Origin of the sequence: Streptomyces sp. URMC 124 (assembly GCF_051386455.1) — a bacterium.
GTDB lineage: Bacteria > Actinomycetota > Actinomycetes > Streptomycetales > Streptomycetaceae > Streptomyces.
Window position 1 is genome coordinate 22,327 of the sequence record NZ_JBPQTS010000022.1, and the last position, 15,097, is coordinate 37,423.

The following is a 15,097-nucleotide window of genomic DNA, read 5'->3' on the forward strand; positions in this document are numbered from 1 at the left end:
CGAGCATGAGTTACGCAGACCTGCGCGAACTCCAGAGCGCGCTCACCACCGCCTCGGACATCGCCTTCTCCCTCGACGCCGCCGCACCCGCGCCCCATGAGGCCGAGCAGCTGGTGGACGCCCTGCGCAGGGCGCTGACCGCGGCGAGCGCCCTGGGCGGCGGCCTGGCGGCCACGGGCTGCTCGGAGCACCCGAAGGGCCCCGTGGATCCGCTGTACGGGGACAAGACCGATCCCCTGCCGCCGGGCTGGGGCCGCTGCTTGCTGTGCAACGACCGGCGGCGCCGGGCCGGGGCGCAGCGGCGCGGCTGGCGCTGACCGGGGCCGCGGCCCGGGCCGGCCTTCCACGAGGGCCGGCCGGCCGCTCCGTGCGGGTCAGCCCTTGCTGACGGAGTTCCAGAACTCCTCGAAGGACAGCAGGCGGTCGCCGTTGCTGTCCTTCGAGTCGATGATGGACTGGGCGACGGTCTCGGTGACGAAGTGGTCGCCGAGCTGCGCCATCGCCTTCTTGTACTCCGCGGCCGTGATGAAGCCGTCCCCGTCGATGTCGAACTTGGCGAACGTCTCGCGTGCGCTCTCCATGTCGGCCATGTGGGCCTCCCCTTGGTGTGCTGGTATGACCGGCACAGATTAGCCGCCCTTTCCCCCGGGTTGATCACGGCCAGAGCTCACTCTGTGTAATTTCGCATAAAAATAAGCGCTGCCAGTGATCCATTCGAAGAATTCAAGGCACGTGGCCCACCTCACCTTTGATTACGGAGAGAAATGGCCACCCTTGCCCGAATTGAACAGTTAGCCGTTTTGGCTGGAACGCACCCCGTCTGCCATAGTCGGAAGCCACGACCCTCATTGACCCGAGCCCGGTCGTCATCCGCCGCGGAACACACCCCAATTCTCCGCGGCGCCCGAAGAGGCCCCCGGCCCGTCGCACGCCGACGGATGGGGGCCTCTTCGTCGTAGCGGCGAGCCCAGGGGGCCTGGGGGACGGCTCAGCGGTCGGCGACCCGCATCTCGAACCAGGTGGTCTTGCCGCGGGCCAGCAGGTCCACCCCCCAGCGGTCCGAGAGCTTGTCGACGAGGAAGAGCCCCCGGCCCGTGACGTCGAGCTCGCGCACCGGCATCAGGCACGGCAGCCCGCGGGAGGGGTCGCGGACCTCTATGCGCAGCCAGCCGCGCCGGCGCAGCATCCGCAGGCCGAAGTAGCGCGCGCCGGTGTGGCGGACGGCATTGCCGACGAGCTCGGAGACCAGCAGGACGGCGTGCTCGGTGAGTTGGCCCGAGAGGCCCCACTGGCGCAGGACCACGGACTGGGTCAGCCGGCGGGCCGCGACGGCGGATTCGGGCCGGGAGGGCAGGCGCACCTCGCCCAGTGTGGGGTTGCCGAACAGATCCAGCGCCTTGAGCGCCAGCTCATCCTCCACGGTCGGCGACCAGCGCACAGCGGCCGTACCGGCCCGCTGCCGTGGCTGCTCCGTTCCCTCCAGGCCCGCCATGCCCCCATCATGGCCGCCGCAAGCACGGCCGGGGCTGGAACCCGGGGATTCACCTGACCGGAATGACACCCTCCGAGCCCCTGCGACGACATATGCCAAGGGCAGGAAAGAGGCCCGGAAACCCACACTGACCTGCGGCGACCACAGCACCCTGAAAGATCGCCCGAAACGGCCGGAACGGCGGTTCCGCGCGGTCGTGCACTGCGCGTAATTCCCCCACAAGAGGCACCCGGGGGTGGACACCGGCACGACCGCGCGTCAACGCCGGGCGGCGGCGACGGGCCGCCTCGCAGCCGCCGCCAACCGGTCGCGCGTCAGACGAACTTGGCCTTGCCCGGGCCCTCCTCGACGAAGCTGCGCATGCCGATCTCGCGGTCCTCCGTCGCGAACAAGCCCGCAAACCAGTTCCGTTCGATGGCCAGGCCCGTGTCGATGTCGGTCTCCAGACCGGCGTCGACGGACTCCTTCGCGGCGCGCAGCGCGAGCGCGGGGCCGGCGGCGAGCCGCGCCGCCCACGCGTGCGCCTGCTCGTACACCTCGGCGGCGGGCACGACGCGGTCGACCAGGCCGAGCGCGAGCGCCTCGTCGGCCTTGACCATGCGACCGGTGAAGATGAGGTCCTTGGCCTTGGACGGGCCGATCAGCCGGGACAGGCGCTGCGTGCCGCCCGCGCCGGGGATCAGGCCGAGCAGGATCTCGGGCTGGCCGAGCTTGGCGTCGTCGGCGGCGATCCGGAAGTCGGCGCAGAGCGCCAGCTCGCAGCCGCCGCCCAGGGCGTAGCCGGTGACGGCGGCGACGACGGGCTTGGGGATCCGGGCCACGGCGGTGAAGGAGTCCTGCAGCCCGCGGGAGCGCGCCACCATCGCGGCGTGGTCCATCTTCTGCATCTCCTTGATGTCCGCCCCGGCGGCGAACACCTTCTCCCCGCCCCACAGCACGACGGCCCGCACGTCCTCGCGGCGGGTCGTCTCCTCGGCGAGCTCGCGGATACGGTCCTGGGCGGCGATGTCGAGCGCGTTCATCGGCGGACGGTCCAGGCGGATGGTTCCGACGCCCTCGGCAACCTCAAGATGCACAGTCATGGCACCAGGTTAGTGACACGGGGGTGCGCGGGCTCCCCCCGATCGGGCGCGGAAACGCCTGCGGCCCGGAGCTCTCGTCGCGAGTGCTCCGGGCCGCAGGCCGTGTGCGAGGGGCCGTCAGCCGGCCTGGGGGCTGCTCTTGCCCCACTCGGACCACGGCAGGTTCCAGCCGTTGAGTCCGTTGTCCGGCTTGATCGTCTTGTCGTCGGAGTTCTTCACGATGACGACGTCGCCGATGAGCGAGTTGTTGAAGAACCAGGCCGCGGGCGTGTTCGGGTCGCCGCCGCCGCGCTCGTCCTCCAGGCCCACGCAGCCGTGGCTCGCGTTCGCCGAGCCGAAGGTGGAGGAGCCGGACCAGTAGTTGCCGTGCAGGAAGGTGCCGGAGGTGGACAGGCGCATCGCGTGCGGCACGTCCGGGATGTCGTATTCGCCCTTGCCGTCACCCTTGGTGAAGCCGACGGTGGCGCCGTTCATGCGCGTCACCTCGTGCTTCTCGCTGATGACCATCTGGCCGTTGTACGTGGGGTTGGCGGGGGCGCCCGCGGATATCGGGATGGTCTTGAGGACCTTGCCGTCGCGCTCGACCGTCATCTGGTGCGACTTGGCGTCGACCGTGCTGACCTGGCTGCGGCCGACGGTGAACTTCACGGTCTTCGACTGCGAGCCGTAGACGCCCTCGCGGCCCTGGACGCCGTCGAGGTTCAGGTCGACCGTCACCTTGGTGCCGGCCTTCCAGTAGTGCTCGGGGCGGAAGTCGATGCGGTCGTTGCCGAACCAGTGGCCCTTGACCTCGACCGCCGGCTCCGTCTTCACCTTGATGGCGCGCTCGACGGCCTTGGGGTCGGTGATGCCGCGGCTGAAAGTGACCGATACGGGCATGCCCACGCCGACCGTGCTGCCGTCCTCCGGCGTGAAGTAGCCGACGAAGGTGTTCTGCGGGGTGAGCGTCGTGAAGGACGCGTGCTTGGCCGACGGACGGCCCTCGTCGTCCTTGGCCAGGGCGTCGACCGTGTACTGGGTGGACGCGCCGAGGTGGGCGGTGGGCTCCCAGGCGGCGCCGTCGCCGGTGATCCTGCCCTCGACCGTGCGGCCCTTGGCATCGGCGACCTTCACGGAGGTCAGCTTGCCCTTCTGGGCCGTCACCTTGAGCGCGCCGGACGTCTTGACGTCCTTCGTGCCGTCCTCGGGCGCGATGGACACGACGGCCTGCGAGGGGCCGTCCGGGACCTTCTTGACGCCGTTCTTCTTGCCGTCGTCGTCACCGCCGCCACAGGCGGTGACCAGCAGCATCAGCGCGCCGAGAAGCAGCGCGAACAGACCTCTGCGCCGGTCTGCACGGCCTCTCGGTATCAGCTGCACGTTCACAATCGGTTGTCTCCCCTCGCACGGCCCGCGGCCACGCGGCGCCCCCGAAAGCGCGGCTCACGCGCTGGCGATAGATAACCACAGGGCTCCTGTGCCACCGTCCCGTGGGAATGTCACCGTTCGGTCCCAAATGGGAACGGTGGTACGAGACATGCGGCGAGGGTGATCCCCGTGGCTGAAGGTGAGCATCATAATCCGGCCACCTGAGTGCCCCGGCCCGGGGGCGGCCCGCTGCCCGCGAGCGGGCAGAGCCCTTGCGGCGCCCGGCCCGGCGCCCGATCACACGGGTGAGCGCACGCGTGGTTCTGGGCAGAACTGGGGGCAAGGACGGAACCGCCGCCGCCCGGCACGGGACGCCGGGCGCCCGGCGCGCTGCCCGCGAGCCGCCGGAGGCGAAGACGTGTCGAGCGCACCCGAGCAAGAGGCGGAGCGGGGGGACGAGTTCGGCGGCCGCCGGACCCGGCGCCCCGAGGACGGCCGCACGTCCGGACGGCCCGCGGGGGCCCCGGGCGCCGTCAACGGACGCCCCCGCCCGGACCCGGCCCTGCGGCCGCTGCCCGGAGCCACGGTGTGGCCCGGCAGCCCGGAGCCGCTCGGCGCCCGCTTCAGGACCGCCGCCGACGGGACGGCGGGGACGAACTTCGCCCTGTGGGCCGGCGGGGCGGAGGCCGTCGAGCTATGCCTGTTCGACGGCGGGGGCGGCGCAGGGGACGGCGGCCCGGCCGGGGCGCCGCAGGGCGAGACGCGGCTGCCGCTGACCGAGCTGACGCACGAGATATGGCACGGCTTCGTGCCCGGCGTGCTGCCCGGCCGCCGCTACGGCTACCGCGTCCACGGCCGCTGGGACCCCTGGACGGGCGCCCGCTGGAACCCCGCCAAGCTCCTGCTGGACCCCTACGCCCGCGCCGTCGACGGCGACTTCTCCCTGCCCCCCGAGGTCTACGGGCACGTGCGGGACTGGCCCCAGCAGCACGTCGCCGACACCGTCCGCGACGAGCGCGACTCGGCCCCGTACGTCCCCAAGGGCGTGGTCGTCGCCGACGGCGACGACTGGGCGGACGACCAGCGGCCCAAGACCCCCTGGCCCGACTCCGTCATCTACGAGCTGCACGTGCGCGGCTTCACCAAGCGCCACCCGGGCGTCCCCGAGGAGCTGCGCGGCACCTACGCCGGGCTCGCGCACCCCGCGGCCGTGGAGCACCTGGTGCGCCTCGGGGTGACGGCCGTGGAGCTGCTCCCGGTGCACCAGTTCGCGCACGAGGACCACCTGCTGCGGCGCGGTCTGCGCAACTACTGGGGCTACAACTCCATCGGCTACTTCGCCCCGCACGCCGCCTACGCGGCCTCCGGGACCGACGGCCGGCAGGTGGGCGAGTTCAAGCGCATGGTGCGCGCCCTGCACGCGGCGGGCCTCGAGGTCATCCTCGACGTGGTCTACAACCACACCGCCGAGGGCGGCGAGCTGGGCCCCACGCTGTCCCTGAGGGGCATCGACAACCGCCGCTACTACCGGCTCCAGGGCGACCGGCGCCGCTACGCGGACTACACCGGCTGCGGCAACACCCTGCACGTCGTCCAGCCGAACGTCCTGCGGCTGATCACCGACTCGCTGCGCTACTGGGTGACGGAGATGGGCGTCGACGGCTTCCGCTTCGACCTGGCGGCGGCGCTCGCCCGCTCCATGCACGACGTCGACATGCTCTCGCCGTTCCTCGCCGTCATCGCCCAGGACCCCGTGCTGCGCCGCGTCAAGCTGATAGCCGAGCCGTGGGACGTGGGCTCGGGCGGCTACCAGGTCGGCTCCTTCCCCCCGCTGTGGACGGAGTGGAACGACCGCTACCGCGACGCCGTGCGGGACTACTGGCGCGGCGCCCTGCCCGACGTGCGCGACCTCGGCTACCGCCTGTCGGGCTCCAGCGACCTCTACGCCTGGGGCGGCCGCCGCCCCTACGCCTCCGTCAACTTCGTCACGGCCCACGACGGCTTCACCCTGCGCGACCTGGTCAGCTACGAGCACAAGCACAACGAGGCCAACGGCGAGGGCAACCGCGACGGCACCGACGGCAACCGGTCGTGGAACTGCGGCGCGGAGGGCCCCACGGACGACCCCGCGGTGCGGGCCCTGCGGCGGCGCCAGCTGCGCAACCTGCTGACCACCCTGCTGCTGTCGACGGGCGTGCCCATGCTCGTCGCGGGCGACGAGATGGGCCGCACCCAGGGCGGCAACAACAACGCCTACTGCCAGGACAACGAGACCAGCTGGACCGACTGGTCGCTGCTGGAGGAGCCGGGCTGGCGCGCGCTCGCGGACCTGTGCGGCCGGCTCCTCGCGCTGCGCCGCGCCCACCCCGTCCTGCGCAGCCGCTCCTTCTTCTCCGGCCGCCCGCAGAGCGCGGACGGGCTGCGGGACCTGGCCTGGTTCACGGCCGGGGGCACGGAGATGACGCAGGCCGACTGGTACGCGCCGGCGGCCACGCTCGGCATGTACCTCTCGGGCCGGGACATCCCCCAGCGCGGGCAGCAGGGCGAGCCGGTCACGGACGACAGCTTCCTGGCCGTGCTGCACGCGGGCCCGGCCGGCACGGGGTTCACCCTGCCGGGCCCGCCCTGGGCGGACGGCTACGAGCTGCTCGTGGACACCGCGCGGGAGGAGCAGGCGGCGCCCCCCGGCGAGCACCGGGCGGCGGGCGCGCGCATCACCGTGGAGGCGCGCTCGGTGCTCCTGTGGCGGGTGACGAGGGAGCGGGCGGAAGCCGGAGCGGAGGCTCCAATTCCGTAGCGGGGTACGGCTCCTGGGCGCAAAAACCGAGTGAGCGGTGTCAGTGGTGAACCGTAGTCTCGGTCGTGATGACCGATACCGCCGAAGCCTCCCGCCCGTCCGAGAGACGGTCCGCCGTCCGTTCACTGCTGCGCCTGTGGCCCTACGTGCGGCCCGTGCGCAAGAGGATCATCACGGGCGCCGCGGTGACCATCGTCGCGTCCTGCGCCAGTCTCGTCATTCCGCTCGCGCTCAAGTGGATCGTGGACGGCCCGGTCGCCGGCAAGGACCCCTCGGGGGTGTGGCTGGGCGGCGCGCTGGTGCTCGTGCTCGGGGTGCTGGAGGCGTCGCTCTTCGCGCTGCGCCGCTTCCTCGTGGCCCGCCCGCTGGCGAAGGTCGAGGCGGACATGCGGGCCGACCTCTACGCGCACCTGCAGCGGCTGCCGGTCGCCTTCCACGACCGCTGGCCCTCGGGACAGCTGCTCTCCCGCGGCACGACGGACCTGATGCTGCTGCGCATCTTCCTGGCCTTCCCGCTGACGTTCATGCTCGTCAACGGCGTGACGATCCTGGTGGGCTTCGTCGTCCTGCTGGTGCAGCAGTGGACGCTGGGGCTGGTGCTGCTCGCCCCGGTGGTGCCGCTGGTGATGCTCTGCACGTACTTCGAGGAGCGCTACTCCCGGGCCGCGCGCACCGCGCAGGACCAGTCCGGCGACCTCGCGACGGTCGTCGAGGAGAGCGTGCTCGGCATCCGCATCATCAAGGGCTTCGGCCGCCATCGCGGCCAGGAGCGGGCCTTCGCGGCGCTCTCCGGCCGGCTGCGCGGCACCGAGCTGGACAAGGCCCACCTGCTGGGGCTGCTCTGGGCGGTCATCATGAGCCTGCCGGAGCTGGCGATCGGCGCGGCGCTGGTGCTCGGCGTGCTGCAGGTCGCCGACGGGGAGCTCTCGGCCGGCACGCTGGTGGCCTTCCTGTCGACGGCCCTGGCGCTGCGCTGGCCGGTGGAGTCCTTCGGCTTCCTGATCGCGATCGCCAACGAGTCGGCCACGGCCGCCGACCGCTACTTCGAGGTCATGGACGTCCCCGTCCCCGCCGACACGACCGCCGCGAAGACCGCTGAAAGGACCGCTGAGAAGACGACCGAGAACGCCGCGGCGAAGGCCGCAGCGGCTTCCCCCGCGCGCGGGGAGGAGCCCCCCGAGGGCGAGCGCGGCGGGCTGCGCCTGGAGGGCGTCGGCTTCCGCTACCCCGACGCCCCCGCGGGCGCCCCGCCCGTCCTGCACGGCGTCGACCTGCACATCCGGCCCGGCGAGACGATGGCCCTCGTCGGGGCCACGGGCAGCGGGAAGACCACCCTGACCGCCCTCGTCCCCCGCCTCCACGAGGCGACCTCCGGGCGGATCACTCTGGACGGCGAGGACGTCGCCGCCATGCCGCGCGAGCGGGTGCGCGAGCTGGTCTCCGTGGCCTTCGAGGACCCGACGCTGTTCTCCGCGAGCGTCGGGGAGAACGTGCTGATGGGCGCCGAGTCCGGCCGGGAGGCCGATCTGGCCCGCGCCCTGGAGGTCGCCCAGGCCGGCTTCGTGCACTCCCTGCCCGAGGGCACCGGCACCCAGGTCGGCGAGCAGGGGCTGAGCCTGTCCGGCGGGCAGCGCCAGCGGCTCGCGCTGGCCCGCGCGGTCGTCGGCACCCCGCGCTTCCTCATCCTGGACGACCCGCTCTCCGCGCTCGACGTGCACACCGAGGCCCTGGTCGAGGCGGCCCTGCGCGAGGTGCTGGCCACCACCACCGCCCTCGTCGTCGCCCACCGCCCCTCCACGGTCCTGCTGGCCGACCGCGTGGCCCTGCTCTCCGGGGGACGCATCACCGCCGTCGGCACCCACCACGAACTGCTGCGCACCAACCGGGAGTACGCCTCGCTCATGGCGGGCGAGGACCGGGACGCGGCAGCGGACCGCACGCACGCACGGCACGAGGGAGGCCGGCGATGACCACCACCGCACCCGACCGCACCACCGCCGAGGACGAACGGACCGCCCCGGCGGCCGCCGGGCAGGACGGCGATCCTTTCGACAAGGACGTGCTGCCCGCCCCCAAGGGCGCCTCGCGCGCCCTGCTGCGCTCGCTGCTCGCCCCGGCGCGCGGCCGCGTCCGGCTCACCGTCCTCGTCATGCTGCTGCAGCAGGCGGCCGTCCAGGCGGGGCCGCTGCTCGTGGCGTTCGCCATCGACCGGGCGGTGCCCGCGGCCCGCCGCGACGACTACGGCCCGCTGATCGCCGTCGGTACCGCGTACGCCGTCAGCGCCCTGGCCGCGGGCCTGCTGCAGTACGCCTTCGTCCGGCTGTCGGCGCGCATCGGCCAGAACGTGCTCCTGGACCTGCGCGGCCGCATCTTCCGCCACGCGCAGACGCTCAGCCTCGACTTCCACGAGCGCTACACATCCGGGCGGCTGATCTCCCGCGCGACCACCGACGTCGAGTCGATCCGCGAGCTGATCAACGACGGGCTGCAGGAGCTCATCGGCGTCTGCCTGGCCGTCGTGTACATCTCGGCCACCCTGCTCTATCTGGACTGGGGCATCGGCGCCGTCGCCGTCCTCTCCTTCGTCCCGCTGCAGCTGCTGATGCGCTCCTACCGGCGCCGTGCGCACACGGTCTACCGCGAGCGCTCCACGGCCATCGCCTCGGTGATCGTGAAGTTCACCGAGACGATGAACGGCATCCGCCCGGTCCAGGCCTTCCGCCGGGAGCGCGCCAACGCCGCGCACTTCGCGGAGCTCAACGACCGGCACCGGCACTCCAACACCCGGGCGCTGCTGGAGATGGCCCGCTACGTCTTCCTCTCGCGCCTGACGGCCAACGTGGTCCTGGCGGGCGTCGTCCTGTGGGGCGCCTACCGGGTGGCGGGCGACGGGCTGGAGCTGGGCGTGCTCGCGGCGGCGGTGCTGTACCTGCGGCGGCTGTACGACCCGATCGACCAGCTGGCGATGTTCCTCAACTCCTACCAGTCGGCCGCGGCCTCGCTGGAGAAGATCGCGGGCCTGCTCGCCCAGCGGCCCGGCGTGCCCGAGCCCGCCAAGCCGCAGGCGCTGCCGGAGCGGCGGGCCGGGCTGCCCGGCCGCGAGGTCGTCTTCGAAGGGGTGCGCTTCGCCTACCGCACGGGCGGCGAGGTGCTGCCCCGCTTCGACCTGACGCTGCGCGCCGGGCAGACGGTCGCGGTCGTCGGCTCGACGGGGGCCGGCAAGTCCACCCTCGCCAAGCTCCTGGCCCGCTTCTACGACCCCACCGAGGGCCGGGTGCTCCTCGACGGGGTGCCGCTGGACGCGCTCGCCGCGCCGGAGCTGCGGCGCGGGGTGGTGATGGTGACGCAGGAGGCCTTCCTGTTCTCCGGCACCGTCGCGGAGAACATCGCGATCGGCCGCCCCGGGGCGAGCCGGGAGGAGATCGAGCAGGCGGCCAAGGCCATCGGCGCCCACGACTTCATCACGGCCCTGCCGGACGGCTACGACACCGACGTGCGCAAGCGCGGCGGCCGCATCTCCGCCGGCCAGCGCCAGCTGGTCGCCTTCGCGCGGGCCCTGCTCGCCGACCCGGCGGTCCTCATCCTGGACGAGGCCACCTCCTCGCTGGACATCCCGGGCGAGCAGGCGGTGCAGCGCGCGATGGCCACCGTGCTGCAGGGCCGTACGGCGGTGGTCATCGCGCACCGGCTGTCGACGGTCGAGATCGCGGACCGCGTCCTGGTGATGGCCGACGGCCGCGTCGTGGAGGACGGCACGCCCGCCGAACTGACCGGCGGCACGGGCCGCTTCGCGGACCTGCACCGGGCCTGGCGGGACAGCCTGGCCTGACGGCCCGGGCCGGTCCGGCGGTCCGGCAATCCGAGCCGGACCGGGCGGGCGGGGCCCGGGTCCGGCGGTCCGGGCCCCACCCGCGGCCGGCGCTATCCGCCGGTCAGCGGCAGCGCAGCGAAGGCGTGGTCCTGCCAGATCAGCCGTGAGATCTCCTCCGGGTAGGGGGCGACGGCCGGGCGGGCGTCGTAGAGCTGTACGAGGCGCTGTCCGGCGTCGTACGCGGGCCAGCCGGGGTCGCCGTGCGCGGCGAACGCCGTCCATGCGGCGCGCATGCGGGCGGAGAGCGTCTCCGCCTCGGGAGGCGGGCCTTCGCCGATCAGCACGGCGGGCTGCCCGCGGTCCAGGTTGCCGAAGACGAGCGGCACGTCGAGGCCGTGGCAGGCGCCGAAGGCGCCGCCCATGCCCGGGGCGGGCCAGGTCAGCTCGTAGACGTGGGCGCGGCCTCCGGCGGCGGTCTGCGCCCGGGCCAGCCGGAGGCTCGGCATGCGGAACAGCCAGTCGGAGTGGACCCGTTCGTACAGCTCCTCCGGGCTCGCGGCCGGCAGGGCCTCGCGGTAGCGCCGTGCGCCGTCCGGGCCCGGGGCGTAGGCGCGCAGGGCGGCGTCCGCCTGCTCCCGCGTCACCTGGCCGAGCAGCCCCTCGATCGCGGTGAACAGCCGCTGTTCGTCCCGGGTGTGGCCGACGAGGAGGGCGACGTCCCGGCCGGCGCCGTCGGTCAGGGCCTGCCACGGAGTGACCGGCAGGTCATCGTCTCCGACGACCGGTGAGAACGGGATCGACCGGTGCGCGGCCCGTCCCCAGCGGTCCGCCCACCGGGCCGCCTTCGCACCGACGGCGTCACCGGCGGCGGACAGCCGGGCCGGGTCCACGGCCGCCAGGTCGGCGAGCGTGGGCCGCAGCCCCAGCTCGGCCGCGCAGGCGGCGGCGATGTCGGCAGCGAGCCCGGGCGAGAAGAACGTGCCCTGCGCGCTCTGCGCGACGGCACGGTGGAAGAGGCCGGCCGCGCGCGGCATCGCCAGCAGCGCGGCGACCGATCCGCCGCCCGCCGACTGGCCGAAGACCGTGACGCGGTCCGGGTCGCCGCCGAAGGCCCGGATGTTCTCCCGCACCCACTCCAGCGCGGCGATCTGGTCGAGCAGGCCGCGGTTGCCGGGCGCCCCCTCGATCCGTCCGAAACCCTCCGGGCCCACGCGGTAGTTGAACGTCACCACGACGACGCGGCCGTCCCGTGCCAGGCGGCCGCCGTCGTACTCGGGAAGGCCGGACATGCCGATCGTGTAGGCGCCGCCGTGGATCCACACCATCACCGGCAGTCCCGCGCCCGGGCCCGGATCGGGCGACCAGACGTTGGCCGTCAGCCAGTCCTCGCCCGCCGCGTCCCGCGCGAGGGCGTCCATGCCGAAGTGGCCGCCCTGGGGCGGCGGCGGCCCGTAAACCACGGCCTCCCGCACCCCGTCCCACCCCCGCGCCGGGCGCGGGGCGGCGAAGCGCAGCGGGCCCACGGGCGGCTCGGCGAACGGGACGCCGCGGAAGACCGCCACGCCCGCCTCCCGGGTGCCGCGCAGTTCCCCGGCGCCGATGCGGACTTCGGGGCGGCCCCCGGACGGCTCGGACGGCTCGGGGTGCTCGGACGGCTCGGACGCGTCGGCGGTCATCATGACTCCCTCTCCGGGCGGGTGGAGCGCGGGCCGGGGCTTCTCGGCGGCCCGGGCACTCCGGAGGATCCCGGTGCACGACGACGTGTGCCAGCCATTTACGGGCGGCCCGGACGCGATGCGGGCCGCGCAGGAGCCGCCCACGCACCGCTATGCGGACCTCGTTCTTTCGTCAACGGACGGAATCCGGCCAACTTGCCTCCGGACTCCTGACACGTACATGCCTGCGGTGGCACTCTTCCCTCCACCGACGCGCGGCTTCCCCACGGCACTGCCGCCGGGCGCCGGTCGTCGCGTCCCACCGCTCCATCGGCACGTGCATCGCCTGCTGTCCCCGAGGCCCCACGCCTCCACCCCCTCCCGCGGCACCGACCGGCAGCACCCGGCGGCCACCGCACCCGGGGAAGCGCAGCGCTCCACCACGTTCGACCGCACCCGCCACGCTTCACCGCACCCGCCGGATTCATCGGACCGGACCACCGGACGGGATCCATCGGCCCCAGCTCCACCGTTCTGCCTGATCTGCCCTCGCAGAAGGAGTCAGCGTGAGACCCACCCCCCAGAAGAGAGCCGTCGCCGCCGGCGCACTGGTCGCCGTCTCGGCGATGCTCGCCGTCGGCACCCAGACCGGCACGGCCGCCGCCCGTGGCGACGACGCGGCGGGCAGCGCCCCGCGCAAGGTCGTCGCCAAGGCCGACCCGGGCGCCATGCCCGTCAAGCTCTCCCCCTCGCAGCGCGCCGAGCTCATGCGCCAGGCCGACGCGACGAAGGCCGAGACCGCGCGGACCCTCGGCCTCGGCGCCCAGGAGAAGCTGGTCGTCAAGGACGTCGTCAAGGACGTCAACGGCACGACCCACACCCGCTACGAGCGGACCTACGACGGCCTGCCCGTGCTCGGCGGCGACCTCGTCGTCGACGCCACCAAGGGCGGCGGCGTCAAGAGCGTCGCCAAGGCGACCAAGGCCCGGATGACGATCGCGACGACCACCGCGTTGCTGACGGCCGCCACCGCCGAGAAGGAGGCCGTGAAGGCCGCCGGCGCGCAGGGCTCGAAGGCCACGAAGGCCGACCGGGCGCCCCGCAAGGTGATCTGGGCCGCGAGCGGCAAGCCGGTCCTCGCCTACGAGACCGTCGTCGGCGGCCTGCAGGAGGACGGCACGCCCAACCAGCTGCACGTCATCACCGACGCGCGCACGGGCAAGAAGCTCTTCGAGTTCCAGGGCGTCAAGCAGGGCACCGGCAACAGCCAGTACAGCGGCCGGGTCACCATCGGCACCTCGCAGTCGGGCGGCTCCTACCAGCTCAACGACGCCTCGCGCGGCGGCCACAAGACCTACAACCTCAACCGCGGCTCCTCCGGCACCGGCACCCTCTTCACCGACGCGGACGACGTCTGGGGCAACGGCGGCACGAGCGACGCGGCCACCGCCGGCGTGGACGCGCACTACGGCGCCCAGCTGACATGGGACTACTACAAGAACGTGCACGGGCGCAGCGGCATCCGCGGTGACGGCGTGGGCGCGTACAGCCGGGTGCACTACGGCACCAACTACGTCAACGCCTTCTGGTCGGACGACTGCTTCTGCATGACCTACGGCGACGGCTCCGGCAACGCCAAGCCGCTGACGTCGATCGACGTGGCCGCGCACGAGATGACGCACGGCGTCACCTCGGCCACCGCCAACCTCAACTACGCGGGCGAGTCCGGCGGCCTGAACGAGGCCACCTCCGACATCTTCGCCGCCGCCGTCGAGTTCTGGGCGAACAACCCCAACGACGTGGGCGACTACCTCGTCGGCGAGAAGATCGACATCAACGGCAACGGCTCCCCGCTGCGTTACATGGACAAGCCCAGCAAGGACGGCCGCTCCAAGGACGCCTGGTACTCGGGCCTCGGCGGCATCGACGTGCACTACTCGTCGGGCCCCGCCAACCACTGGTTCTACCTCGCCTCCGAGGGCAGCGGCGCCAAGGAGATCAACGGGGTCAAGTACGACTCGCCGACCTCCGACGGGCTGCCGGTCACCGGCATAGGCCGGGACAACGCGGCCAAGATCTGGTTCAAGGCGCTGACCGGGCGCATGCAGTCCACCACCAACTACGCCGGCGCGCGCGACGCGACGCTGTGGGCCGCGGGCGAGCTCTTCGGCGTGGGCAGCGAGACGTACAACAACGTGGCCAACGCCTGGGCGGCCGTCAACGTCGGCAGCCGGGCGACCCCCGGGACCGGGGTCAGCATCACCGCGCCCGGTGACCAGACGAGCATCGTGAACACCGCCGTCTCCCTGCAGATCAAGGCCACCAGCAGCAACTCCGGTGCCCTGAGCTACTCGGCCACCGGCCTGCCCGCGGGCCTGTCGCTCAACGCCTCCAGCGGCCTGATCTCCGGCACGCCGACCGCCACCGGCACCAGCAACGTGACCGTCACGGTCAAGGACTCGGCCGGCAAGTCCGCGAGCGTGTCCTTCAAGTGGACCGTGAACACCACGGGCGGCGGCAGCGTCTTCGAGAACACCACCCCCGTCGCGATCCCGGACGCGGGCGGCGCCGTGACCTCCCCGATCGTCGTCACCCGCAGCGGCAACGGCTCCTCCGCGCTCAAGGTGGACGTGAACATCACCCACACCTACCGCGGTGACCTGCGGATCGACCTCGTCGCCCCGGACGGCAAGACGTGGCGGCTGAAGGACTCGGACGCCTGGGACTCGGCGGAGGACGTGAAGGAGAGCTACACGGTGGACGCGTCCGGGGTCTCGGCCACCGGTACGTGGAAGCTGCAGGTGCAGGACGTGTACTCCGCGGACAGCGGCACCGTCAACGGCTGGAAGCTGAGCTTCTGATCCCCGTGCCCCTCAAGGGGTGCGGTACCTGAACCGGGCGCCGTCCGGGGTG

General features: G+C 73.0%; 10 protein-coding genes. 5 read left to right on the top strand and 5 right to left on the bottom strand.

Features of this window, described 5'->3' with window-relative positions:
* Positions 1 to 5: 5 nt before the first annotated feature.
* Positions 6 to 317 carry a hypothetical protein gene (locus ACSNOG_RS07000; RefSeq protein ID WP_336009345.1) on the top strand — a complete coding sequence of 104 codons (312 nt, stop codon included), beginning with the start codon at positions 6 to 8 and terminating at the stop codon, positions 315 to 317.
* 57 nt (positions 318 to 374) lie between these two features.
* Here the strand turns inward: ACSNOG_RS07000 and ACSNOG_RS07005 are convergent, their stop codons facing one another.
* The 4 genes from ACSNOG_RS07005 to ACSNOG_RS07020 all read right to left on the bottom strand — a co-directional run bounded on the left by ACSNOG_RS07005 (position 375) and on the right by ACSNOG_RS07020 (position 3,864).
* Positions 375 to 590, bottom strand: coding sequence for an EF-hand domain-containing protein (locus ACSNOG_RS07005; protein ID WP_436751665.1), 216 nt, complete (start codon positions 588 to 590; stop codon positions 375 to 377).
* Positions 591 to 988: 398 nt separating this feature from the next.
* Positions 989 to 1,492, bottom strand: a complete 504-nt coding sequence (locus tag ACSNOG_RS07010; protein WP_436751666.1) for an ATP-binding protein — start codon at positions 1,490 to 1,492, stop codon at positions 989 to 991.
* 314 nt (positions 1,493 to 1,806) lie between these two features.
* Positions 1,807 to 2,574 carry an enoyl-CoA hydratase/isomerase family protein gene (locus ACSNOG_RS07015; RefSeq protein ID WP_436751667.1) on the bottom strand — a complete coding sequence of 256 codons (768 nt, stop codon included), beginning with the start codon at positions 2,572 to 2,574 and terminating at the stop codon, positions 1,807 to 1,809.
* Between the two features lie 117 nt (positions 2,575 to 2,691).
* Complete coding sequence (locus tag ACSNOG_RS07020) at positions 2,692 to 3,864, bottom strand: L,D-transpeptidase (protein WP_436751685.1); 1,173 nt, start codon at positions 3,862 to 3,864, stop codon at positions 2,692 to 2,694.
* A 475-nt stretch (positions 3,865 to 4,339) separates the two neighbouring features.
* Here ACSNOG_RS07020 and glgX point away from each other — a divergent pair, with 475 nt between their 5' ends.
* The 3 genes from glgX to ACSNOG_RS07035 all read left to right on the top strand — a co-directional run bounded on the left by glgX (position 4,340) and on the right by ACSNOG_RS07035 (position 10,547).
* A complete protein-coding gene (gene glgX, locus ACSNOG_RS07025; protein ID WP_436751668.1) occupies positions 4,340 to 6,718 on the top strand; it encodes a glycogen debranching protein GlgX in 2,379 nt (792 codons plus the stop codon).
* 68 nt (positions 6,719 to 6,786) lie between these two features.
* Positions 6,787 to 8,688 carry an ABC transporter ATP-binding protein gene (locus ACSNOG_RS07030; protein WP_436751669.1) on the top strand — a complete coding sequence of 634 codons (1,902 nt, stop codon included), beginning with the start codon at positions 6,787 to 6,789 and terminating at the stop codon, positions 8,686 to 8,688.
* Positions 8,685 to 10,547 (top strand): ABC transporter ATP-binding protein, encoded by a 1,863-nt coding sequence (locus tag ACSNOG_RS07035; protein WP_436751670.1) that lies wholly within the window; start codon positions 8,685 to 8,687, stop codon positions 10,545 to 10,547. Before ACSNOG_RS07030 ends, ACSNOG_RS07035 begins: the two co-directional genes overlap by 4 nt.
* A 92-nt stretch (positions 10,548 to 10,639) precedes the next feature.
* Here ACSNOG_RS07035 and ACSNOG_RS07040 read toward each other — a convergent pair whose 3' ends face one another.
* The gene (locus tag ACSNOG_RS07040) at positions 10,640 to 12,208 is read right to left on the bottom strand and encodes a carboxylesterase/lipase family protein (RefSeq protein WP_436751671.1); all 1,569 of its coding nucleotides are present in this window, start codon (positions 12,206 to 12,208) and stop codon (positions 10,640 to 10,642) included.
* Between the two features lie 542 nt (positions 12,209 to 12,750).
* Between ACSNOG_RS07040 and ACSNOG_RS07045 the strand changes: the two genes are divergently transcribed.
* Complete coding sequence (locus ACSNOG_RS07045; RefSeq protein WP_436751672.1) at positions 12,751 to 15,045, top strand: M4 family metallopeptidase; 2,295 nt, start codon at positions 12,751 to 12,753, stop codon at positions 15,043 to 15,045.
* Positions 15,046 to 15,097: the final 52 nt, after the last annotated feature.